Source organism: Candidatus Bathyarchaeia archaeon (assembly GCA_041447175.1).
Taxonomy (GTDB): domain Archaea; phylum Thermoproteota; class Bathyarchaeia; order Bathyarchaeales; family Bathycorpusculaceae; genus JADGNF01.
The window spans coordinates 1112326-1136611 of record CP166960.1; the positions used below are offsets into that span (position 1 = coordinate 1112326).

The following is a 24286-nucleotide window of genomic DNA, read 5'->3' on the forward strand; positions in this document are numbered from 1 at the left end:
TTTGAAACGACTGGAAATCACTCCAACATCCGCTCTTTCGTTCAGGAAATTGCCCATGTCTCACAAGGCGATTTCTAGTTACAGTTTTATACCGCCCACTGTCCTGTCGGGATTTCTCTACAGGTTGATTAGGCTGTCTCGAGGCGAGATGATACCGATTCCTAAAATGTTCAAAAATGATAAACCAATTGCCGCTGAATATTTTATTATAGAAAACTACCTGACGAGTCCTGAGACAAAAGGGGTATTTTCTCTTGGCGCGTATCCTGATATCTATGCAAACTTTACAAGTTTCAGAATGGGTTATCAGGATATCTCCTTAGGCATAACGTTTGCAAGCGATCTAATGCCCTTTAGAAAGAAAAGAGAAGATATTATATCACTCTTAGAACAGAATTCCAGCAAATTTAAAGATTACAAGCAGGTTAAAGAGAAAATCGAAAGAGCTCATAATGACTATCGTTATTTCAAGACTGTAGAGAACATAATCTCATATTACGCGAGCGAATTAAACTTAAACGAACGGCTGATTCCTGACCATGCCCGAGTGAGTAAGAGTGGGAAAGTCAAATCAGGGACCACTTATGATACGAAGATAAGGCGTGCTCCTCTTGACTGGGAATTTACAGTAACAGACAAATATTCGGCTTATTTGGTGTCTGAGAACAAAGAGCGTCTAGCCATCTTTGATTGCCTTCAAAACTACGGGTACAAAATTGGAAAAGAAGGATTTGCATTCGTTTCACAAGTTTTTGAGACACAAGACCTAACTGAGAAGAATGGAAAAGTTAAGTCAAGCGTAATAGTACCATTGGATTCGGAAATGTATTATCCTAACAAAATTAAGTTTGACCTGCTTTATTTTTTTGATGGACAATCATTTTCCAAAGGTATGTTTGCCCGCGAAGGTTGCGAAGTAGAGGGAGATTTTTTTGCAACTACGGATAATCGAGTAATTCTTCCAAGGGGAACTCTGACAAAGCTAAGGTGTATATCTTGAGCACGATGAACGGCATTGCAAAGGTCTTTAAAGAAAAAAGCGTAATGAAGTTTGTTGATATTGTAAGCCATAATGAAAATCTCAGAAAAATCTCCGAGTCCATATGTGAAGAGTTTGTAGGTAATAGGCAGCTATTGATTAAGGCTGCTGCAATTCATGATTTGTGGAAAAGTGCGACGATTAACCCGGATGCCTTGTTTGTGAAGAGACCGTTATTCAAAGGGCATAGTTCCAAGTTTCCAGCAAGTTTGGTCAGTAAAGAATTTGACGATATTGAGTTCAATAAATCTGTTAGAGAAAAACACTTCGACGACTATTATATTCTAAATCTTGTGCGTCTTCATCATTCTGGTTTCAACACATACTCACTTTATAGAAATGTCGATTTTATTTTTGAAAACTTTGAAAAAGACCATTGGAAAATAATTGAGTCAATAAATGCCTTTATCAAAGATTGGTATGCACTAATGACTGCTGATTGGATAGACAGCGCAATTGTAGGTGCAGTCCTTAATGCAGAGGACTTAGAGTTTTATGTGCCCTCGGAAATTTCTTTGGGGCGAAAAGATGTGACCGAATTCAATGTCCTCCCAGAAAATTTCCTCAAAACAGATGTAACTCTTTCTTATACATATGTGGAGATACCGACCACTGAAGTAACAGAAATTATTAAAAATTCAAGAAAACGTAACGGTCTGAACAAGGAATTTCTTTCAAGATTAGAAAATGGTTCAAGGGAAAAGGTGCGTTTACATGCAACTTGATTGCGATTCTGTATATAAAGAAATATGTGGACAGGAATTCATTCCATATAAGCATCAACGAGAAGTTTGGACACAGATATCAGAAAATAGACCTGGCTTTTGTTTGCAATCTGGAACTGGGTCTGGAAAAACCGAAGCAGTTATGCTTCCGGCGTTAGCTTTTGATAAACGACTTATCATGGTATACCCTACCAGAAGTCTCGTTGACGACCAAATTGAAAGAGCAAAAAGATATATTAGAAAAATGCTAACAGCAAAGATGGCTATTAGAAGAACGCTAATTGTAGATGTTGGCGGGGTTCAAGATGCTTACAAATATAGCGTTTTTGACGAAAAATCTGTGAGGATTATCCTCGATCAGATTAGGTTTTGGGTGTCAACCAAAAACTTTAAGGAAATTCTTGTTAGTGAAAATAACACTGGAGAAAGCAGCGAACATTTTGGTAAGAATGCAGATATGCAAACAGTAGAGAGAAGACTTAAAGAATTAACATCCAATCGAAAAGGCTTTGAACTGGTTTTTTCCGTAGGCCCAAAAACAACGATAGATATAACAGATATTGAAGATGGACAATTCTTAGTCCTAAAAACGCGCAAACATTACTACGGTGGGGATGTAATTCTGACAACTCTAGATAAATTTATTTATAGATTTTTTGGATACGGAGAAAGAAAATGGAACCTTCTATATCCGTATAGGTTCTTGCTAAACCCTAAGAAGTCAATTATAGCCTTCGATGAGGCTCATGTTTACGATGAAGTTGCGTATACAAACTTTGTTCGCCTTATATCTTCACTGATAGCAAATCCAAAAATAACTGTTGCCTTAATGTCTGCTACTTTACCGAATGAGTTTACTGACTTTTTTAAATCAAAATTCGGATTTGAGTTAGTTAAAGGAGAGGACTACAAGGGTGAAAAGACCTATGAAATACACAATATTGAGCCTACCGTTAGAAACGAGAAGATTCTGGAAATAATCACTCAAAATTTTAATAAAAAAACGATAGTTGTCCGAAACACAGTTGCGAATGCATTCAGAATCTATTCCTCACTCGCACAACCTTCGGATGACAAAGAAGAATACCATAATTTTAAGGGTGTTCCTGTTTTCTTTTATCATGGCAGGTTATTTGATTTTGTGAAGTCAAGTCGGTACAAGAAACTGAAGAAAATTGATAGCGCAGGCGAACCGTACATTCTGATCACAACACACGCTATAGAGGTTGGTTGCGACTTGAGTTCCGACATCATGGTGACAGATTTCTGCAATCCGCAACAGTTAATTCAAAGATCAGGTAGATGTGCTAGAAAAAAAGGCACCTGTGGAGTTTTACACGTAATAGGGAGTGAGTTGTTAAAGGAAGAGGCATATCTGAAAGAGGATCTTATAGATTATCAACATTTCATTGAAATATTAAATGACAATAACGGCAAGTCTTTGCCAGAAGAGAAGATAAGAAATGAAATTATAAAACATCGACTTGCTAAGGATGAAATTACGGACGCCCTTTTTAGCTTGATGTATTCCTATGTATACAATTTTGATAGAACCAAAAAAACTTTACATGAAAGTGGAATTTTAGTGACTCGTTCATGGGAACCTTCTGTTAGTATGGTCTTACTGAAAAAGGATGCTGATTTGAAAAGAATCCACGAGATTGTAAGCGAAAGAAGAAAGAATGTCGAGGAATTACTCGATTTCTTGTTAGAACAAAATTGGAGTTATTCTGTAAATCCAATAAAAATTTCGTTGGAATCATTATGCAAGAATGAAGGAGGCGGTGAAGCATATGACTTAAAGAATTTACAACAAGACACCATAGTAATAGGAGTGGATGATTCCAGAACAATTAACGAGGAAAAGGGTTATGTTAAAGGCAACCTGAATCCATATTTGAACGAAATTTACGTCTTTTACAAACCACATGAACCGCTAAACAGAAACCCATATGGATTTGGATTAGTAACTTTACCCAAAATTTTTAATCTGAAAATTGCAGGTGTCAAAAAACGTGTTCTAATAAAGAAGCAACTTATGCCCGATGATTACAAAAATTGGACAGGAGACGTAAAAGTGGATTATATTGATATATCTGCCGTCCCTTAGAGAGATGTTTTTGCAAATTCTCACCTTTCTGATGTTATTGAGTGCAATTGATTAAAGAATTCAAAGGCTTCAGGGTTTTAACATAAGTTTTGTTTGTCCGTATGGTGCTGTTTTGTTTCCGCCTATGTTGGCGTATTGTGCATAGTGTGTGTATATGCGTTGTTTTGTTTGGGTTGTTTAGTTGTTTGGTCTTGTATGCTCTGTTAGTTAAAGGTTGAAGGTAAGCAGAGTAGTGAGCATCAAATCACAAACTTTTTTAAAATCTGGGTGAATTCATTTTTATGGAAGTTGAGGAATTAAAGGCCATAGTTACCTCACAGCGTCAGGCTTTGGAGGAACTGTTCAAAAAAGAACAAATCGTAAACAGAGGCATAGACAGTTCCCATGTTAAATCTTTCCTAGCAACACCCAACGTGTTAGCCATACTTGGGATAAGACGATGCGGCAAATCCATATTCTCATGGCTGCTGCTTGAGGGAGAAAAATTTGGCTACGTAAACTTCTTCGACGAAAGACTAGTAGGACTAAAAGCTGAAGAACTTAACAAGGTTCTGCAGGCATTCTATGAGCTCTATAGCAGCCAAGTTGAATATTTGGTCTTTGACGAAATACAAAAAGTCCAAGGATGGGAAAGATTCGTCAGCAGACTTCGGACATCCAACAAAATCATAATAACAGGTAGCAACTCTGATCTGCTACGCGGTGACCTTGCCACCTATCTAACAGGAAGACACATAGACATCGAACTTTTACCGTTCAGCTTCAAAGAATACCTGCGGGCAAAAGGCACAACATTAGATGAAAACTGGGAATACTCAACAACCAGCATCGCCACCGTAAAAAGAAACCTCACAGAATACATGGAGAAAGGCGGCTTCCCAGAAGTCAACAAATTCGGCAGCGCAATTTTAAGCAGTATCTACAGGGACATCATAGAAAACGACATAATTGGGCACCACAAAATAAGAAAACCTCAAAACCTAAGAGAGCTCGCAAAATTCCTAATTTCAAACACTGCAAAAGAAGTAACTTTCAACAGGCTAAAGTCAATAGGGATAAAAGATGCCCACACGATATCAAAATACGGCGCCTACATCTCGGACTCATACCTCATATGTTTTCTTGAAAGGTTTTCGTACAAATTAAAAGAACAATTCAAAGCCCCCAAAAAAGTCTATTGCATCGACAATGGCCTAGCAGGTAACATCGCCTTTAAACTAAGCAAAGACCAAGGCAGACTAATAGAAAACATAGTGTTCATAGAGTTACTGAGAAGAAAACTCTATCATAACGTAAACTGGGAACTCTACTACTGGAAAAATCACCAAGGTAAAGAAGTAGATTTTGTTGTAAAAACCGATGCATTCGTAGAGCAACTCATTCAAGTAACATACGCCTCAGCCAAAAACGAGATAGAAGAGCGAGAACTTGAGGCTTTAGAAATCGCCGCATCTGAATTAAAATGCGAAAAGCTGCTGGTCATCACATGGGACTATGAAGGAACAACATCAATTGGCAACAAAACGGCCAAGTTAGTTCCCTTGTGGAAGTGGCTAATCAAAACGCAGGTGACATAACCAGCGATTAGACTCTGAAAGGGTTCGCCTCAGAGACAGACTCTTGTTTGTCTGTATGCTGCTGTTTTGTTTCCGCCTATGTTGGCGTGTTGGGCAGAGTGTGGGATCAGGTGGGTGGTTTTGTTGCAGGGTTTTCTTTGTCTTTTTTGGCTGGGAGTTATGGCGGAGGCATACTTTCAGGGTTTTGCGTGAAGTTTAATTGATTGCTTAGGAATTTATTGGTTGTTATGTTTCGTTTGTGGTTTGATAAGGGTACGCTTCTGTTGAAGGGGGAGGTTGGAACTCCGTATGGTAAATGGGATCAGAGGAGTGGCTGTTACCGGATTAAAGCATGCCATTACAAGGATGTTTTGGATTATTTTAGGGAAAGTAACATTCACGTTGAAGATGCCGTATCTAATCTGCCGCCTCTTGAACAAATTAAGGGGAACGTGGAACTGCGGGCATACCAGAATGAGGCGTTAGATAAATGGCAGACGGCAGGCAAGAGGGGAGTGCTAGTTTTGCCTACAGCCGCGGGGAAAACCTTTATTGCCCTAAAGGCGGTGGACCTTCTTAAGGTGCAGACGTTAATTGTTGTTCCCACCTTAGACCTTCTTGATCAGTGGAAAAAGCGGGTTAGAGACTGTCTTGGTGTTGAGGTGGGGGTGGTGGGAGGCGGCGAAAATGTGGTGCGGATGGTTACGGTTGCCACTTATGATTCAGCTTATGCGCAGGCGGCGCAGTTGGGTAACAATTTTTTGTTTTTAATTTTTGATGAAGTGCATCATTTGGCTTCGCCGGGTTACATGCAGATTGCTGAAATGTACATTGCGCCTTACCGTATGGGGTTAACGGCTACCTACGATAGAAGCGACCAAAGACATACGCTTCTGCCCCTGTTGGTAGGCGACCCTGTTTACTCTGTTTCTGTTGAAGAGCTTACCGCAGGAAAACATCTGTCAAACTACACGTATGAAAAAGTCGCTGTAGAGTTGACTGCGGAGGAACAGCAGACCTACGATGCACAGATGGCGATTTTTAAGAAGTATCTTGCGGAGCGGCATATTGTTCTGAAAACTGCGTTTGATTTTCAACGCTTCATAATGACAACTGGTCGAGACCCTCATGCGCGGGAGGCGCTTCTGGCAAGAAACAAGGCGTTAAAGATTGCCGTTAATTCCGAAGCAAAACTTGACTTATTATCAGAGAAGCTTGAAGCATACAAGAATGAGAAAACGTTAATTTTCACGCTCTATAATGACTTGGTCTACACGGTTAGTAGGCGTTTTCTCATACCAGCCGTTACGCATCAGACACCCCGTGAGGAGCGGCGGGAAATATTGGCGAATTTTGAAAGCGGCAAATACAAGGTTATTGTTACGTCGCAGGTTCTAGATGAGGGGGTGGATGTTCCAGATGCAGCAGTCGGTATAGTGCTTGGTGGAACAGGAAGCAGACGAGAGTATGTGCAACGGTTGGGACGGCTTCTGAGAAAAAAGGAGGGCAAAACCGCCAAGCTATTGGAGATAATTTCTAAGGAGACCGTAGAAGTTGGCATCAGCCGCAGGCGGCACTTAAAAACAGGAGAGACCCGATAGTTGCTTCCCAGCGGCTTACTTGTGGTGTATAAGCGGAAAGGAGAAATTCAGCCCCGTTACGCAAAACTGTCTTCAGAAAACCTCGACATTGCAAACCGACTCATAGAAGCCTACGGGGATCATATTGGAGAAAAGAAAAAGGTTCTCGCATCCTTTGTTGCGGACTTAGAAAATGAAGGGTACGAGTACCGTTTCGTGAGGGCATTAGCTTTGCTGCTTGACCGAAGAGGCACCTTCATCTGTAGCAGCAAAATTAACCCTGCTGATTTGAGAAAGAAAATCTTTCAAGCAACAGAAAAATACGGTTTAGCGACAACTCTGGAAAAGAGGCAGAGGATTCTTGAGGTCGTTGCTTCCGAAACCGCTTTATCAACCGAAATCATTGAGGAGCAGCTATACGCTGATTTAGACTCTGAGTTAATTCTTGAAAAATTTGAGAAACCGTCAGCGTTGGAACTGCTTCAGCAGTACAATCTTAGCTTAGCGCAGACACTTCTGTTTGACTGCACAGAATTGAGTTTTAAAGCGTCAGGCAATTGGCAGAGGTTGTTTTATTTTGTTAAGAAGCTGGGTCTTATCTATGAGGTCTCGCGTGATGGCGATTTTTGGGTAAAGATAGATGGACCTGCCAGTCTCTTTAAACTTACAAAACGGTATGGCAGTAACATAGCCAAGCTTCTTCCCGTAGTTATCGCAAATCAGGAATGGGCTATAAGCGCTAAGATATTGTGGGAGTACACAAATGAGATATGCAGCTTCAAAATGGAAAGCACAAAGCATAGTTCACTGTTACGCAAACCCAATTTGCAGCAGGTAACTTATGATAGCACTGGTGAAGAGAGTTTTGCTAATCAGTTCGAAGCCGTTAAAACTGGCTGGACACTGAAAAGAGAGCCTGAACCTGTTTTGGCGGGCAACCAAGTTATTGTGCCAGATTTCTCGCTTGAGAAAGCGGGGCTTAAGGTTTACTTGGAGATTGTTGGGTTCTGGACCGAGGAATATCTACGCCGTAAAGCGGATAAACTCAAGCAAGTAGACGTTAAAATGATTCTGTTAGTCAATGAGGCGCTATCATGCGAGAAGCTCACTGCGTTGGAGAAGCGTCCACAACTGCACTTCATTTATTATCGAGGTAAAATCTCTTTGGCTCCGATTCTGCGTTATTTGCATGCTGCCTTTGAAGAGGTCAAAACAAAAGAAATCAAAATGTTAGAGAACCTGCCCGTGAAGTTCACAGAGCCAATTGTCGTATATGCTGAATTTGCGGGTAGAGTGGGGGTTTCTGTTGAAGCAGTACAAGCAGTGCTCACCGCTAATCCGCCGTCAGGTTATCTGCCTACGACTAACAGTTTGGTGAGTGAAGAAAAGCTTCATCAAATACACTTGTCGCTGGATGAAGCATTGAGTCAGCCGGGAAAACTAACTCTTAACCAAGCAACACAACTAATTGAAGCCGCAGGAATAAATGATGCATCCTGCGTATTAACCCATCTTGGCTACAAAATAGCGTGGCATGGAATAAGCAGTGAACAAGCGGAAATCCTGCCTTCAAAAGTAAACAACTAAGCAGTTAGCAAAAACTGTTTTCGTTCATTGAATACAGTTTTGTTTGTCCGTATGCAGCGGTTTTGTTTCCACCAACGTTAGCGTACTCTGCATATCGTGCAAGCATATTGGTGATTTTGTTCCAAGCGTTTTCTTTGTCTTCTAACTCGTAGCTAACGGTGCCAATGAAGCCTGTAGCTTTCTTGCTACGCATAACTGCCAGCCGCGTCCGCAATTCATAGCGACTCACACCTACGTTCTTGCCCAGCCAGTTCTTGTAGGCGATGTATTCGTCTTTGCTGAAGCGGCGTTGGTCGCTGAATTGGTTCCAGCATCGCATCAAACTGCAAAAGATTTTTGTGGAGTCGGGAAACATCCAGTGGTAATCGCTGTTAAGATTCGCCAGATACGTTGGCGTCCTAAAATTCAGCGTGAACCCGTCAACCGCTTGGGCTTCTTTCTCTAAAGCCGCGTAACTTTTGCAGTTTATGCTCATTGAAGCAATTTGGAACGGGGTGTCAAAAATCAACGCGGTATTTTGTTTCTTGAAGAAATTAAGCAGATAAGTTGAGTACTCGTCTTTCAAAAATCTAAATCCAACCTTGCAGGGAAACAGCGGGTCCAAGATGTATCCGTCCGCGGTGCGGCTTTTGCTTTTAAACCGCAAAGGCGTCACACTGTAAGGTTTAGAAACGTTCAATTCATGCAGTAGCCCTGAAGCGGCAGGGTCAACCAGCCGAATAAAATGCAACAACAAACCCCGTGATACGTGACCGGTAAAAAACGGCAGAGTTAGAGACTTCTCTGCGTACATTTCTAAAGTGATTTCAACAGGCAAACCCTTCAACTCCCCATAATGGGATTTAACCTCAAACTGCAACGCCTATGCATATAGCTGAGAGGGAAGTTAAAACTTTCCAAATTTGCTCAGATGAACAGATAAACGACCTTTTGATAGACGGACTCAAGAAGTAGTAGTCACACCTTTGCTATCGCCGACTACTACCAAAGCATTCTAAAGAAGCAAAAGAACAACAACAAACGCATTTTCTACGTACAACTGTTGTTCTTCTCAAAAGTAATGGCTTATTTTTCGAGTTTTAACTTTGGGAAGAAGAAGAACTTGCTGGAAAAGCTTGTTCTACTTCTTCTAGTATATGAAGAAGACTAGTTTTAGTTGTCCCTTCTTTATGACTATGTTACCTTTTTCGTCTTCAACAAATACTATTACGTCGCCGACTTTCACGTTTAACCTTTTTTGGGTCGTCCCCTGGCGAATGATGCTATTCTGGGGTTAGGTGTGACTTGCGTTTCCCACGACCTTTTTCAAATGGTTTCAGAAGATGTGTGGTTTATATGAATGTATTAGGGCAGTAGCTTGTGTTTTCTTAGAAGTTCTCTAACTGCATCTTTCACAGCGTCAGATACGCTAACGTAGCCAGCTTCCTTAGATTCGACGAGCGTCTCAAGCTTGTTGTATAACTCTTGAGGCAAGCTTACATTTTTGTATTTTTTGGGCATAACTACACGAGGAACAAATCCGAAAAGGCAAATAAGAGTCTAATCAAGCATATATACAGTATACATACCAATAAAAGCGTGGGCACACATGAAAACTATTAACACCACCCAGTCGCGTCGCGATAAACACAATTTAGCGAAGTTGCATGGAAATTCTCAAGCGCTTTGTCATTGTGGGTTAGGTGTGTCGGGGGTTGGGGTTGAAGATGTAGAGACCTTGATTACTCTTGGTCTTACAGGCAGACAGGCGCGTGTCTACCTTGCATTGCTCAAAACAGGCGACGCCAAAGCCAAAGCAATCGCCGACCTCTCTTTGGTAAACAGACAAGACATTTACCTCATCCTTGACACCCTTCAACAAATCGGCTTAATACAAAGAAAAATAACAAGCCCCACCACCTTCAAGGCAACCCCGCTAGATGAAGCCCTCAAAACTTTGCTCCAACAAAAAACAAACGAACTTACACTTATTAGGAAAAAGACAAGTTGTCTAACACAAAAATTCAACCAGCTCACAACATCAGTAGTCGACCCCCAAGAAACTCCTTGCTTGGGCATCGTCTCTGAAGGCGATAAAGGCAAAAAACTCGGTCAATCCATAGAAAACACCTTCAAAAGTATAGAAACCGTCACCACGTGGAAGCGGTTCAAGCAGGTTTCTGTACTTTTTGAGACCCAACTGGAAAGCGCCCTCAAACGCGGCGTAATCATCCGTGTAATAACTGAAAAACCAGAAAACAAGGCGCTCCCAAACTGGACAAACAACGCTTTAAACAAGAAGCCCGACTACTTCAAACTAAAAGCCCTCCAGACCCCGCCCACCGCAGTCGCCACCATATTCGACAACACCCAAACCGTTCTCGCATTCAATAACTCCACCGACATCAAATATGGACCACACATTTGGTCAAACAACCCAACCACCTTAGCTCTTATCAAAGCCTACTTCACTATCTTATGGATGGAATTGGAAGAGAAAACATAACCAACCGCACTTCCAGCCGATATTCATTCAATAACATGTAGGCATGTTGCCATTTGGGCTACCTTCCTACTTTTCCATCGTAGTTTACGGCATGTTGGCTAGTCTCCAGGCGTCCGAGCAGCAACGCGATATGTAGCGCAGGCGGCAACGTTGCTCCATAAAATTTGGAGAAAAAGAGAAATGACCACAAAAATTAGAACCCATGAACAAAACGCGCAAAGAAAACAAGCGATATTCGCTATTGCTTTGACCCTGCTACTGACTGTTTCTTCATTCATGACAGCTACGCCTATGGCTAACGCTAAAAATATAGAAACCTTCGCATTTCTAACAGTCGCGCCCTCACCAGTTGGCTTAAACCAGCAGGTAACCATCGTTATGTGGCTTAGCATGCCGCCCCCTACAGCTTCAGGATACGTCGGTGATCATTGGATATTCAACGTGGATGTAACAAAACCAGACGGGTCAACACAAAAACTAGGACCGTTCGAATCAGAGGCTGTGGGCTCATCATGGACGATATACACCCCCGACCAAACAGGCACATACTACTTCCAAATGACATTTGCTGGCCAAAGAGTTAACGGCACAAACGCATATGGGTTTGCACAGGTAGATAACTACTATGAACCCAGCAAAAGCTCTACAACATCACTCACCGTACAAACCGAACAAATAAGAATGAAAACCGAAACACCTACTCCAACGGGCTATTGGTCTCGACCCATAAACGCCGAAAATCGCGAATGGTACACAATCGCTGGAAATTGGCTACAGACAAGCTATAATGCCTCATTCGCGCCTCTCTATGGCACAGGCGGTGGCTTTAACCCCTATACTACTGCACCCGACACCGCACACATTGCCTGGACAACCGAGTTTGACTTGGGAGGCATAGTCGGCGGAGATTACGGTGCCGCAAGCTACTACACTGGGCAATCTTACGAGAACAAATTCAGCACACGAGTAATAATGAACGGGCGCCTCTACTACAACACACGTCTAGGCTCATCTGATTGGTCAGGCGTAACTTGTGTAGACCTTCGGACAGGAGAAGAACTCTGGTGGAAGAGCGGCACAATCATAAGCATGGGTCAAATACTCAACTATGACTCAATGAATCAGCATGGAGCCATACCATACTTATGGTCCACGAGTGGAAGCACGTGGAAAATGTACGATGCCGCAACCGGAACTTGGATTCTTGACATTGAAGGCGTACCTACCGAGAGAGCTATTAGTAAATCTATTCTACTCGGCGAAGATGGCTCAATAATTATTTATTTGCTTTCGGGCGCCAACAACTGGATGGCTAAATGGAACTCAACAACCGCAATTTCACCGACAACAACCCTAGCATGGACAGTTGGCGAATGGCGCCCCACCACTGGAGGAAAATACAACTGGACAACAGGAATTGAGTGGAACGTTACGGTGCCTGATGTTCCAGGGTCACAAAGCATCGCAAAAGTCGGCTCTGGAATAGCCCTCGCATACTCAGTGCTAGACACGACACCAGTAACCGTTGTACATGTTGGCTATAACTTAACAAACGGAGCTCAAATATGGGTCCAAAACCGAACAAACCAGTATGACTATTCGATCGTCAGCACAGGCGTTACGATTTGGGGAATGTTGCTGAACGGTGTCTACACTGAATGGGTAAAAGAAAAAATGCAGTGGTACGGCTACAGCGCCTATACTGGAGAACAGCTGTGGGTGTCTGAGCCTTACAACACTAGCGATTGGGGCATGTATCAAACAACCATAGGAGCAGCAACTTCAATGGCTTACGGCAAATTCTATGCAACTGGATACGATGGATGCATACACTGCTACAACACAACCACTGGAAAAGAACTATGGACTTTCTATGCAGGAAGCAGCGGATTTGAAACCGTCTACGGCACATGGCCCTTCTGGGGCTCTATTGTTATTGCAGACGGCAAGGTTTACGCATCCACAGGTGAGCACTCCCCTAGTTCGCCTTTGCCTACAGGAGAGGCACTTTACTGTGTCAATGCTGAAACTGGAGAAGGCATCTGGAACATAACGGGATTGTACGAGAACATGGCTGTTGCAGACGGCTATATGGTAACATTCAACGGCTACGATAACCGCATCTATTGCTTCGGCAAGGGCCAAACAGCCACCACAGTAACAGCATCACCAAAAGTCACCACACAAGGCTCCACTGTACTCATTGAAGGCACAGTTACAGACCAATCACAGGGCGCGCAGAGCACACCAGCCATCTCAGACAGCGACATGACCGCCTGGATGGAATACCTGTACATGCAGCAGACGAAACCCGCCGATGCAACAGGCGTCATAGTACACTTAACGGCAACTGACCCCAACGACAACACACAAGACATCGGCACAGCCACAAGCAACGCACTAGGCAACTACGCTTTCGAATGGACGCCCCCAGTTCCAGGACTCTACACCGTGACAGCTACATTCGAAGGCTCTGATTCTTACTACCGCAGCGAAGCAGGCACCGCATTCATAGTGTCGGAAGCAACCGCAACCACACCAGCAACGTCAGCTTCAGCAGGCACAACCACCCCAGCAGCATCTACGCCAACACCTGTGCAGTCGTTTTCGCCTTTGCCCAGTGACGCTCCACAGCCACCCACAAGCGGCACTCTAACAACCACCTACATCACCATAGGAGCAGTCATAGCGGTCATTGTTGTAACTGCTGCAGCGCTTGCGCTAAGACGGCGGAAATAAACAATGACAAAAAACCAACAACCTTCCCCATTTTTTGTTTCAAAGAAGTGGAGAATCACAAAGGGACTGAGTGGGCTTTGGAGATGATATCCAACTTTGCTCGTTGGGTTTTCATTTCTTCTCTCCTAAATTTCCCGTTCCAGAGCCCCAGCAAACCCTTTCCTCTGAAACTTCTGTTTCTTCACTTGGTGGCTGGTTGACCAGATGAAAGAGCCAAAAACGTCTGCAAAACAAAGACAGCCCCAACCAACAGTAACCAAACTCAAACAGCCAAACTTTCAATTCCCGTTAGTTGGGATTACCCTTTGAAGCATTCGTAAGCCACAAAACGAGAGTGCCTCGTATGGTCACTTTCAATTCCCGTTAGTTGGGATTACCCTTTGAAGCGCGATTAGCGTTTTCCGCAGCCACAGAGATTATGTTTTCTTTCAATTCCCGTTAGTTGGGATTACCCTTTGAAGCAGCGAGGAGTGCAGCGTGGAGTGCAGAGAGTGCAGCGACTTTCAATTCCCGTTAGTTGGGATTACCCTTTGAAGCGTTGCCTTCTTTATGCTGATGCCTAACGCGCGTATAGGCTTTCAATTCCCGTTAGTTGGGATTACCCTTTGAAGCCTGCGCAGACGCCCTTTTGGAGCGGCTGAAAACAGATGCTTTCAATTCCCGTTAGTTGGGATTACCCTTTGAAGCTTTCAGGCTTGCGTATGATCATTTCGGAGTAGAGCATGTCTTTCAATTCCCGTTAGTTGGGATTACCCTTTGAAGCGCTTCTCAAGGGGGAGAAAAACGGCGCATCTGCCTCGGTCTTCAATTCCCGTTAGTTGGGATTACCCTTTGAAGCCGCTGGGCTGGGCTATCTGCCCGCCATCAATTGCACTCTAATCTTTCAATTCCCGTTAGTTGGGATTACCCTTTGAAGCGCCGATACTACACTGAATACAACGATGTTGCCTATGTCTTTCAATTCCCGTTAGTTGGGATTACCCTTTGAAGCCACCACGCATAGCATCGGAACCTGCCAATACGAACCAACCTTTCAATTCCCGTTAGTTGGGATTACCCTTTGAAGCTTCCGGTATGACAAAAATCCTCAAGTGACACGCACTCTAATCTTTCAATTCCCGTTAGTTGGGATTACCCTTTGAAGCTTGCAAATAGGTCGTAGAGGCTTTGCATGTATGCGGCTACTTTCAATTCCCGTTAGTTGGGATTACCCTTTGAAGCCAAAACCCAAATCGACAAACTCTTCCGCTTCCTTAATGACTTTCAATTCCCGTTAGTTGGGATTACCCTTTGAAGCTTACTCCGCTGCTTCCATGGGCAACGTCTACAACTTTCAATTCCCGTTAGTTGGGATTACCCTTTGAAGCAAACGCAAAAAGGTTCACTGGGTACTCTTTGACATCTACTTTCAATTCCCGTTAGTTGGGATTACCCTTTGAAGCGGAGCAACGCTTCGCTAGGGTTGTGCGTCATCCGGGTTTCTTTCAATTCCCGTTAGTTGGGATTACCCTTTGAAGCGGGGCATACAGTTCTGTTCCCTCCACGTTTTGACGACATCTTTCAATTCCCGTTAGTTGGGATTACCCTTTGAAGCGCCTGCAGCGATGGTTTGATTTGAATAGTTCCAGGTTACCTTTCAATTCCCGTTAGTTGGGATTACCCTTTGAAGCCAATCCTGCGGCTCATCGACAACCGCATCGTAGTAGTCAACTTTCAATTCCCGTTAGTTGGGATTACCCTTTGAAGCGCAGAACCAAGTGAGTTTTGATTTATACCCTGAAGACAACTTTCAATTCCCGTTAGTTGGGATTACCCTTTGAAGCCGAGCCAAAATATGCTCCATTCTCGAATTCGAGGCAAATTTAATCATCATTCAGATAGGTAGCTTCGATTATCACTAAAACGTCAAACACCTTATAAACATAATCGAATAAACAGCGCGCCGCCGCGGGTTAACCAGAATACACTCCCTTTCTGGCATCAAACAAAACGACGCCTCTCAAGCTTTGACCGATGTCAGAGAAGCAACCGTAAAAAATCAACTGCCTACCCGACTATGTTCGAGTTTCAGAATTCGGTTGTTGTTTCAAAAGCTCTTATCGCAGCAACAAACATAACCAAGTTAAACCCAACCAGAAAGCCAAGGGAAATAAGTAACTCATTTAGCGGGATAGTGTAGTGGATTCCAAAAGCGTAGAAGTCTGAGCCGATTCCAAAGCTTCGCATGCCGTTGATGAAATGGGTCAGCGGGTTAAGGTAGGCCGCGGCTTTTAGCACGGCGGGCAGGGAATCCAGCGGATAGAGGGCGTTGCTGGCAAAAAACAGTGGTAGGGTGAGCAGGGTGATTATAGCTTGGCTAACGTTATGGTCACGGACTTTCATAGCGATGGTGCTGGACAGGAACATAAGTCCCGTGGCGAAAATCACGGCAAACAACGAGACCCCTCCTACGGCGACCAAGGTTTCTGCAGCGGTTAAGCCGAAAAAGAACTGGATGCCTAAAACGTAGCCGAAAGCAATCACGATAACGGTTTGGATGAGAGCTTTGGTTATGCCGCCCAATGTGACTCCGATGAGTATCTGGGAGCGGGGCATTGGGGAAACCACAATTTCTTTCATCAACCCGTACTGTTTGTCAAATTGCACGTTCTGACCCGCATAAAGGCAGGTGAAAAGGATAGTCATACCTACAACGCCTGCCGCCATGAAAGTCATGTAGCTAACGGTGACCACGCCTTGAGGGTTAGGGGCAGGAGAAAAGAAGATGTTGATATTGTTAGACATAGAAATGCCATACAGAACAAGCCACAGCACGGGCTGAATCAACGCCGAGAAAAGAAGCGCTTTGGAACGAAAGAACTTAACCATGTCGCGCCAGTAAATTGCAACAAACCCTTTCTCCATACCTTTCGCCTTCGTTTTCAGTGGGTGTGCCCCATATGCCCCGTGTTTTCAGGGTTTACTTCGCCAAGTCCTCGACCAGTATAGTGAATGAAAACATCATCCAAAGTGGGCTCCACCATTTTGACACTCAATATTTCGATGTTTTCTGCGCGGAGGGCATCAATTATGTTTGTGAGTAGATGGCTGTTTTCTTTGAGGTGAACAATCAGGCCGTCAGGTGAGTTTTGAATGTGAACGATGCCAGCTATTTCTTGGAGGAGACTACTGGTTTGTTTGTCGTCGCTGGTTTGAAGATGTAAATAGCCTTGACCGATTGATTTTTTCAGATTCTCGGGAGTTCCGTTAGCGATGATTTTTCCTTTATCCATGATGCAGATGATGTCGCTGTTTTGGTCAGCTTCATCCATGTAATGTGTCGTCAAAAACACGGTTACGCCTTCACGGTTTACTTTTTTGATGTAGGACCAGATGCGTTTTCGAGTCTGCGTATCCAAACCGATGGTGGGTTCATCAAGGAAAAGCACTTTAGGCTTAACCAAAAGCCCTCGAGCAATTTCCAAGCGGCGCTTCATGCCACCGCTCAAGTTTTTTGTAAACTCATTTCGTTTTTCGTTCAGTTCCACCAGCTCTAAAAGCTCGTCGATTCGGGGTCGGCGAACCTCTTTGGGAATTTCATAGATTCTGCCGTGAAAATCAAGGGTTTCCCAGACGGTGAGGTCGCGGTCTAATCGTTGGTCTTGAAAGACTACGCCTATGGATTTGCGGACGTTTTCTTTTTCGTTTTGGACATCAAACCCCGCAATGGTTACTTTGCCTTCTTGGAGGGGCAACAGGGTTATTAGCAAGTTGATGGTGGTGGTTTTGCCTGCGCCGTTAGGTCCCAAAAACGAAAAAATCTGCCCTTCTTCGACGTTAAAGCAGATGTTGTCGACTGCACGCAGTTTCCCGTAACTGTAGGTTAATCCTTCAACGGTTACAGCATGTTTGGTCATTTAATACTCGAGTCCTGTCAAACGTTCGTAGCGCCGTTCGGTTAGCCCATTTATGGGTGGATTATCCAGCCGAATATATGTGCTGTGGCTTACGCACGCATTTAAACATTTCTCAGGCCTCATGCAGCCTAACAGTTACGCCCTCAAGTTGGGAGCAGTATGTTTACCTTCCAAGCAGCGTTTTCCGCCTGACAGCCCCCGTGTACACACTAAAAGCAAGAACCGCCGCCAACAGAGCAACTTTGTAAAGGGACATTCCTTGAAAAAGGGAAACGATCAGCAGAGCTGCTGGCAAAGCGCTCAACAGGAGATAAACAAACGGGAACAGTTTCAAAGCCCGTCGGTTAACGTTTGCCGTCCCGCCTTTTCGGAAGAAAAGCTCAGGCAACTTGCCCATGCCAACTGTGCAGGACTTGCAGTAGTAGCAGGTTACGCAGCCATGCTTACCCAACTCAAAGAAAATCAAAAAAACCACTAAAGCAAAGAAGCCAAGCGCAGCCAACGGATAGAAAAGGGCACAGGAGAGGGCGCCTAAAGCAATCCACAAGATAATAGTCAAGTTGCCCAAGTACAATTCGCTCTTTGAATATTCCTTTCTGAAATGACCCGAAGTTTCCTGCGTCATGGTTTTATCAGCTTGCCTTGCGCGACAATTTTTCTGGCTACACGTAAAGACAGCGCTGAGGTAGTTAACATTGCTGGTAAACCTTGGGAACGCGGCATAAGCGAAAGGTCAGCAACCCAAAGACCATGAGGCAACCAACTATGATGCATTGTTTCCACGTCCGCCTTGGTCAACAGAACAGTGCCCCCCAAGTGTCCACCGTGAATCATACCATCAACAAAGGGTCCCGTCACGCCTGCTGCTTGCATTATTTGTTTTGCCTCCGCTTTGGCTTTCTCAAGACCCCCATAATCCTCCTGGGTCAGCGGTTTTGTCACTGTTCCGTCGGCGGCCACAGAACCCTGTTCAGTATCTGCCAGCTTAATCATCATGCCCACCCTGTCCTCGGCAGCTACGTCTTTCCAAGGCTTGTGGAACCAGAAAGATAACAAGTCAAAATAGGGGGAAAGAATATAGTTTTCCCGTTTGATGAACCAAGCCATAGGCGGCTCTTTAAGCATCCGTGAACCCTTAGACACCCCACCCACGGTAAGCAAAACATCAACCCACAATTTGTCGCTGGCAGGTAAGTGGGAAGCCCGCAAAATTTGCGCTGTCCCAATGCCACCAGCAGATAAGATAACAACGTCGGCTTTGATTACTTCTGTTGATTTGCCCTGAGAAACCGTAACGCCGCGGGCTTGGTTGCCTTCTAAGAGCACCTTTTGAACGCGGGTGTTTGTCAGCAGAGTAATGCCTTTGCCTAAGTAGTCGTTGTAGACGCGTCGGCTGTCCCATTTAGCTCCCGTCATGCAGCCTAATTCGCAGTAGCCACACCCAACACATTTGTTGTGGTCAACTACCTTCGGTGTCGGTTGGGGGGAGTAGCCAAGTTGTTTTGCCTTATCAAACATTTGCTGTGTGAGAGGACGCCAACGTTCTCTCGGAGTAGGGGTAATTGTTAAGGTCTGCTCAATTTCCTCAAACTCCGCTGAGAGGTCCAACCCAATTTCTTTAAGTCCAGTCTCTGCTCGGATGAAGGCTCCGCAGGCAATTGAGGTGCAGCCGCCTTCAGTGACGCCCCTAAAAATCGCGAGGTCATCGCTTCCACGGGTAACGGCGTAATGAGGAAAGACGCGTCGGATGGAGTTTTCACCTTTAAGAAGCCATGAGCCCCGCAGGGAACTAAACCAAGAAATCTTGTGCGTCAAAGGACTAAACGGCTTTCCCGCTTCCAGAATTGTCACTTCAAAGCCGTTCTGAGCCAATTCTCTTGCGGCAACTGACCCGCCAGCGCCAGACCCCACCACAATCGCCTTCATTTTAGTCCCTCCGCGTTGCCAAAGTTGAGGTCTGCCGTGCATTGGGCGCAGCCGTTGGTCATGTACTCCTTAAACTTCATGCACACATTTGGCTGCAATCCCTTTATGACGCCCTCATCCGCGGCGCTAAGAACTTCGCAGGTCAGCTTGGAGTATTTCTCAGCTAATGCGCATCGGTCAATGATGGCTTTTGCTTGCGAATTGTCAAGCCATTCCAAACGGAACTCGATGCCTAAAACACGGTACAAAACCTTCGCCGCCTTAGCAAGGTCTTTGGGGTTGTTACTGACACCGAGCCTGACCCGAGTTTGCCTGCCCAATTCTTCGCCTACCGCAAACAAGGCTTCCCGTCCCAACGCTACAGCTTTTTCGTGTCCGACAAGAGCTGCTAATTCTTCGACGAGGATTGCGTGGGTTTGAGCCATGTTTGCTCTTTGCTGCTTAATGCTTTTGGAGACCTCGGTTTCTGTGTGTACTGGGGGTGTTGTTGAGTTTTTTTCAATAAGCGATTGCAGAGCTAGCGTTGTCTGACGGGAAACCTTGGCGAGCTCTTTTCGGATAACAAATTTTGGAGTCCAACAACTAAGAATTAGAAGCCTAACACCCATGCTATCCACCGGGTTTTTCGACCCCGCCGAGGTGCACTTCACCTTCAGGGGACACACCACTGTAAAAGGAGTTTATGATTTTTTCGAGTTTCTGAGAAACCACCCGACGCTTCAGCTTCAGGTTTGGCGTCAACTCACCACCGTCAACGCTTAAATCATTTACAAGAATTGCCCATTTCTTTATCTTTTCTGGGTTTGAGAGGCGACGATTCATTTCTTCAATAGCTTCATCAATGGCAGAAAGCGTTGTATGGTCGTAGTGCGCCTTGTCTACCCAAGCTATTGCGGAGCAGTATGGTTTGGATTCGCCCACCAGCAACGCTTCCGATACGAAGGGCAATTCCCGTAGCATGCCTTCGATTTTTTCGGAGTAGATGCATTTGCCATAGGAGGTTTTGAGGATTTCTTTTTTACGTCCATAAATGATGAGGCTGCCTTCAGCCGTTAATTTGCCAGTGTCACCCGTCAGTAACCAGCTGTCTTTCAGGGGAGACGCCATTGACTCATCAAAATAGCCCACAGTAACTTGAGGACCCCTAACCAGTATTTCTTCATCGTCAGCTATCTTAACCTCGGTAAAAGGCATAGGCTCTCCCACAGTGCCCAACCTGTTTCGTCCCAGCCGATTCAAAGTCACCAACGGCGCTTCAGTTAATCCATAAGCATCGTGAATTTCAACGCCCAAGCTACGGTAGTTTTCCAGAAGTTCACGGCTGGAACTTGCGGACCCCGTGATAAGTTGGGCACATTTATTTAGACCAGCTCGCTTAAGCAACATGCTCCTCAGCAGCCTTCTGGTCACCCGTTTAAGCAGAGCGCTCTTGGTTTTTAGGTAAAATCTGCCCAACGGATTGGTTTTTAAGGCTTCCCAGATTTTCTCGTAGATACGAGGAACCGCGAAAAAGATGTTGGGTCTAACGGTTGGGAGTGTTTCTTGGAGTTTTCTAAAGTCTTCCAAGAAATAAATCTCCAAAGGTGCAGGGGCAAAGTATGGAGAATAAGCAGCCAAGATGCCTTCAACAACGTGCCCCATAGGCAGAAAGGACAAGTAACTGCATTTTCGAGTTCGTGTTTTCCACGGGGTGATGGACACTAAAGATTCTGCCATGTACCGAAGGCTATGATGGGTAAAGATGGCGCCTTTAGGCATACCAGTGGTTCCTGAAGAGTACCGAAGAGTTGCTATGTCCCCAAACCCAACAGGCGCCTTAAACACGACGGGGTCTTTGCCTTGAGAAAGAAAGTCGCCCCACGAAACAACAGCTCGTTTAACATCTGGAGATGTTGGAACATGACAAATGGAAACTATTGACACATCTGGCGTTAGTTCATCGGCTCGAGCAAGCAACCGCGGCATGCCAATAAAGAAAAGTTTTGCGCCACTTGCTTTTAAAACATCATTAACGTCAACGGGCGGCGCCGTATAGTAGAGCGGAACGCTCACCGCACCAACGAGTCCTATGGCAATGTCCACAGCTAAATATCGGGAACTGTTCAGCCCAGTCAACGCCACACGGTCCCCCGCATTAACCCCAAAAGTTTTCATGGCACTGGTCAGAGCCAAAATGTCTCGGTGCATCTCTAAAGCAGATTTCTTTACCGCTTTTCCCTCAATTAGGTCGAAGTAGGTGACGGGGTAGCTTTTGCTTTCTAACCGAAAAAGAACTTGCTCAAACACGGTGTGACTGAAGCGATGCATGAAACTGTTGTAAACTGCGTAGTCAAGCAGGTTGGGCAGTATTTCCTGCCACTTAAAATCGTAAGGTCCCAAAAGGCAGTCGAGGTTTTCTCGGCTGAAACGGCGGTTTTCACTAAAGTAGGGTGAAAGGGCGATAAGGGCGTCGGAGACTTTGTGGTTGCCTGTGAAGGCTCGTTGGAGCTTAAGCAGGGTCTTCATGGAGGACGCCGACATAGGCAAGCAGATGGGGGTTGGCAGGGTACAGGCTAATTCTGTTTTTGCCCAGTTCTGCACAAAATCCAGAAGGTCACCAAGCCGTGGCAGCGACTCATACGGCGAGACCACATGAAAAGTCTGCCCAGCCGCTTTAGGCTCAAAAGTTAGCTGCACAACAGCTTTTGCAACATAGTCGACCGGAACAATGTTAATTCTCAAGGAGCGGCTGACAGGCATAAACCGAAGGTTACCCATCAAGAAAAGCCGCAAAGGGAAGTAAAAAGTGTTGAAGGTTTTGATAGCGCCTGTTTTTGAATCACCCACAACCATTGACGGACGAAAGATGGACACGGGCAGGTCCTTCTGGGCAGAGTGCACCAGCAGTTCGCCTTGGTATTTGCTCTGCTCATAAGCAGTAAAAAAACCAAACTTGTCAGTCAACTGGTTCTCCAATATGGTGCCTGTTGCGGCTCCTGCCACATAAGCCGTAGAGAGGTGAGACAAACGTTCTAAGCGGTGGTGTTTGTTTGCTTCTTTGGCAAAGGCGATTACGTTAGCGGTTCCTTGAACGTTGGTTTTTCGGAGTTCCTCAAGCGGAAGCAAACGCCAGTCAGCGGCAGTGTGTATTATGTAGGTTGTTTTCGCAGCGAGGCTCAGGTACTCTGTTTGGTCGATTCCGAAATTTGGTTGGCTGATGTCCCCGGGAATTGCGTGGATTCGTGTTCCTAAAGCACGGGTTAGTTCGGGGTAATCCCACCATTCGCGAGCTAACTTTGCTTGAGCACTGGGCACATCGTTGGCTCGCACTAACGCAAAAATAACCACAGCCTCGTCGGCAACAAGAGCCCTAGCAATATGGGTAGCTATAAACCCGTTGGCTCCAGTAAGCAGGATGGTTTTCAATCTAACCACTCCGAAAAGTTTGCTTCTAAAAAGGCTCGAAGCAGAGGGACATTTCGTTTCTCAAGCTCTAGATACCAGGCGTAGCCTTTTTGGAGCTTAGTTTTTATCGTGTTGTAATGGTTGAAGAGGGCTTCCACGTTGTCATGTAAGACTTTGTATCGGTCGGGGTCTTCGTGGTCAACATACAATTCGGGTATGTCTAAATCAGAGTAAAAGTCTTTAATTCGCAGGTCATGTCCGATAGCCGTCTGCGGAACATGACTATGTAAAGAAAGAACCCCCGCATGATACCGGGAAGTGACCAGTAAATCTAAACTTCGCAGTATGCTAGTCATTTGCGAAGCATTATATTGAGTGGAGCTGAACACTTTGGTTCGGTCGGCATGCTTCATTTGCTGTTGAAGTTTATTTATGAAAACAGTATCCAACCCCTCCATGCTAAGAAGAGCTATGTCTTTATCGTATCGTTCAACCATTTCGTCAGCTTGAACAGCAAGAACATCAACAAGCAAATCACTTTTCATGCGGCACTCCTTTGAATTTTGGAAATAGTAGGGCCATCGGTAGCAATACGCTTTTTTGCCCCAAGGTCTGATTCGCACGGGCCACAAGTAAATGTCCTCTGCTGCCACCCCCACCACATGTGATGCCTCAGGCCAAACGCGTTTGAGCAGGTTTTGGTCTTGGGGTTTGGGCTGAAAAGCAAAGGCGTTGTCAGCTGTGACTTGAATTGGGGCTTGCACGTTCCAGTTTCGGAGCCGTTGAGCGGCGTTTTTGGTTCGGGCGAGTATGAGGCAGGTTTTACGTGCCTCGCGTCGAATTAACCAGCGGTTAAATCGGGATGCTTGGCCAGCGTCAACAGCGTAAGAAATGCAGGGTTTTTTCATTGCATGAGCGTATCTTGTAGCAAGCAAGTATGACCAGAGGAGAACTGAGCTCCAAGTGTCCATGTAGCAGCTGCCTTCGACCAAAACGACGAAATCATGTTCTTTAACCAACTTCTTAAGGTCTACGAAGAAAAGCGAAGGGCGGATAGGTCTGATTTTTAGATTTGGTCCCTCTTGCAGGTATCGCCGCAGATTTGCTTCGTTAAGAGTTGGGACAGTGACGCAGACGTCTGGACCCAGAACTGAACGTATCTCATCAATGCTAACAAGCAGTTTGGCTTCAGCCCCTGTGTTGTTTGCCCCATTATAACCAACGAGCAAAATCTTCGGCTTCAAATTGACCCCCTCGAA

Annotated in this window: 17 protein-coding genes and 1 CRISPR repeat array; of the genes, 8 read left to right on the plus strand and 9 right to left on the minus strand. The window is 44.9% G+C overall.

What is annotated here, in order from left to right; all coding sequences use genetic code 11:
* Position 1 precedes the first annotated feature (1 nt).
* The 6 genes from ACBZ72_05835 (at position 2) to ACBZ72_05860 (ending at position 8597) form a co-directional block, all read left to right on the plus strand.
* A complete protein-coding gene (locus tag ACBZ72_05835) occupies positions 2-1000 on the plus strand; it encodes a hypothetical protein (protein ID XES78391.1) in 999 nt (332 codons plus the stop codon).
* Positions 997-1764 (plus strand): hypothetical protein, encoded by a 768-nt coding sequence (locus ACBZ72_05840; protein ID XES78392.1) that lies wholly within the window; start codon positions 997-999, stop codon positions 1762-1764. The genes ACBZ72_05835 and ACBZ72_05840 overlap by 4 nt, the downstream gene beginning before the upstream one ends.
* Positions 1754-3874 carry a CRISPR-associated helicase Cas3' gene (gene cas3, locus ACBZ72_05845; protein ID XES78393.1) on the plus strand — a complete coding sequence of 707 codons (2121 nt, stop codon included), beginning with the start codon at positions 1754-1756 and terminating at the stop codon, positions 3872-3874. The genes ACBZ72_05840 and cas3 overlap by 11 nt, the downstream gene beginning before the upstream one ends.
* Positions 3875-4155: 281 nt before the next feature.
* The gene (locus ACBZ72_05850) at positions 4156-5451 is read left to right on the plus strand and encodes an ATP-binding protein (GenBank protein ID XES78394.1); all 1296 of its coding nucleotides are present in this window, start codon (positions 4156-4158) and stop codon (positions 5449-5451) included.
* A 227-nt stretch (positions 5452-5678) separates the two neighbouring features.
* Positions 5679-7031 (plus strand): DEAD/DEAH box helicase family protein, encoded by a 1353-nt coding sequence (locus ACBZ72_05855; GenBank protein XES78655.1) that lies wholly within the window; start codon positions 5679-5681, stop codon positions 7029-7031.
* Positions 7032-8597 carry a DUF790 family protein gene (locus tag ACBZ72_05860; GenBank protein ID XES78395.1) on the plus strand — a complete coding sequence of 522 codons (1566 nt, stop codon included), beginning with the start codon at positions 7032-7034 and terminating at the stop codon, positions 8595-8597.
* Between the two features lie 4 nt (positions 8598-8601).
* Here the strand turns inward: ACBZ72_05860 and cas6 are convergent, their stop codons facing one another.
* Complete coding sequence (gene cas6 / locus ACBZ72_05865) at positions 8602-9414, minus strand: CRISPR system precrRNA processing endoribonuclease RAMP protein Cas6 (protein ID XES78396.1); 813 nt, start codon at positions 9412-9414, stop codon at positions 8602-8604.
* Between the two features lie 527 nt (positions 9415-9941).
* Positions 9942-10097 (minus strand): ribbon-helix-helix domain-containing protein, encoded by a 156-nt coding sequence (locus ACBZ72_05870; protein ID XES78397.1) that lies wholly within the window; start codon positions 10095-10097, stop codon positions 9942-9944.
* A gap of 88 nt (positions 10098-10185) precedes the next feature.
* On the opposite strand from ACBZ72_05870, the gene ACBZ72_05875 reads away from it, so the two are divergent.
* Both ACBZ72_05875 and ACBZ72_05880 read left to right on the plus strand, forming a co-directional pair.
* A complete protein-coding gene (locus tag ACBZ72_05875) occupies positions 10186-11082 on the plus strand; it encodes a TrmB family transcriptional regulator (GenBank protein ID XES78398.1) in 897 nt (298 codons plus the stop codon).
* A gap of 180 nt (positions 11083-11262) precedes the next feature.
* On the plus strand, positions 11263-13821 hold the full coding sequence (locus tag ACBZ72_05880; GenBank protein ID XES78399.1) for a PQQ-binding-like beta-propeller repeat protein: 2559 nt from the start codon (positions 11263-11265) through the stop codon (positions 13819-13821).
* Positions 13822-14096: 275 nt separating this feature from the next.
* Positions 14097-15644: direct repeats of the CRISPR family, unit length 37 nt; unit sequence CTTTCAATTCCCGTTAGTTGGGATTACCCTTTGAAGC.
* Between the two features lie 244 nt (positions 15645-15888).
* On the opposite strand, the gene ACBZ72_05885 is transcribed toward ACBZ72_05880, so the two are convergent.
* The 7 genes from ACBZ72_05885 to ACBZ72_05915 all read right to left on the minus strand — a co-directional run bounded on the left by ACBZ72_05885 (position 15889) and on the right by ACBZ72_05915 (position 24271).
* Positions 15889-16725, minus strand: a complete 837-nt coding sequence (locus ACBZ72_05885) for an ABC transporter permease (GenBank protein XES78400.1) — start codon at positions 16723-16725, stop codon at positions 15889-15891.
* A gap of 17 nt (positions 16726-16742) precedes the next feature.
* Positions 16743-17717, minus strand: a complete 975-nt coding sequence (locus ACBZ72_05890; GenBank protein XES78401.1) for an ATP-binding cassette domain-containing protein — start codon at positions 17715-17717, stop codon at positions 16743-16745.
* Positions 17718-17880: 163 nt separating this feature from the next.
* The gene (locus ACBZ72_05895; protein ID XES78402.1) at positions 17881-18285 is read right to left on the minus strand and encodes a hypothetical protein; all 405 of its coding nucleotides are present in this window, start codon (positions 18283-18285) and stop codon (positions 17881-17883) included.
* Between the two features lie 53 nt (positions 18286-18338).
* Positions 18339-19643, minus strand: coding sequence for a GMC family oxidoreductase N-terminal domain-containing protein (locus ACBZ72_05900; GenBank protein XES78403.1), 1305 nt, complete (start codon positions 19641-19643; stop codon positions 18339-18341).
* Positions 19640-20251, minus strand: a complete 612-nt coding sequence (locus tag ACBZ72_05905; protein XES78404.1) for an L-2-amino-thiazoline-4-carboxylic acid hydrolase — start codon at positions 20249-20251, stop codon at positions 19640-19642. Before ACBZ72_05905 ends, ACBZ72_05900 begins: the two co-directional genes overlap by 4 nt.
* A 1-nt stretch (position 20252) precedes the next feature.
* On the minus strand, positions 20253-23057 hold the full coding sequence (locus ACBZ72_05910; GenBank protein ID XES78405.1) for an SDR family oxidoreductase: 2805 nt from the start codon (positions 23055-23057) through the stop codon (positions 20253-20255).
* Entirely contained in the window at positions 23045-24271 is a 1227-nt protein-coding gene (locus ACBZ72_05915) for a polysaccharide pyruvyl transferase family protein (protein XES78406.1), read from the minus strand. The genes ACBZ72_05910 and ACBZ72_05915 overlap by 13 nt, the downstream gene beginning before the upstream one ends.
* Positions 24272-24286: the final 15 nt, after the last annotated feature.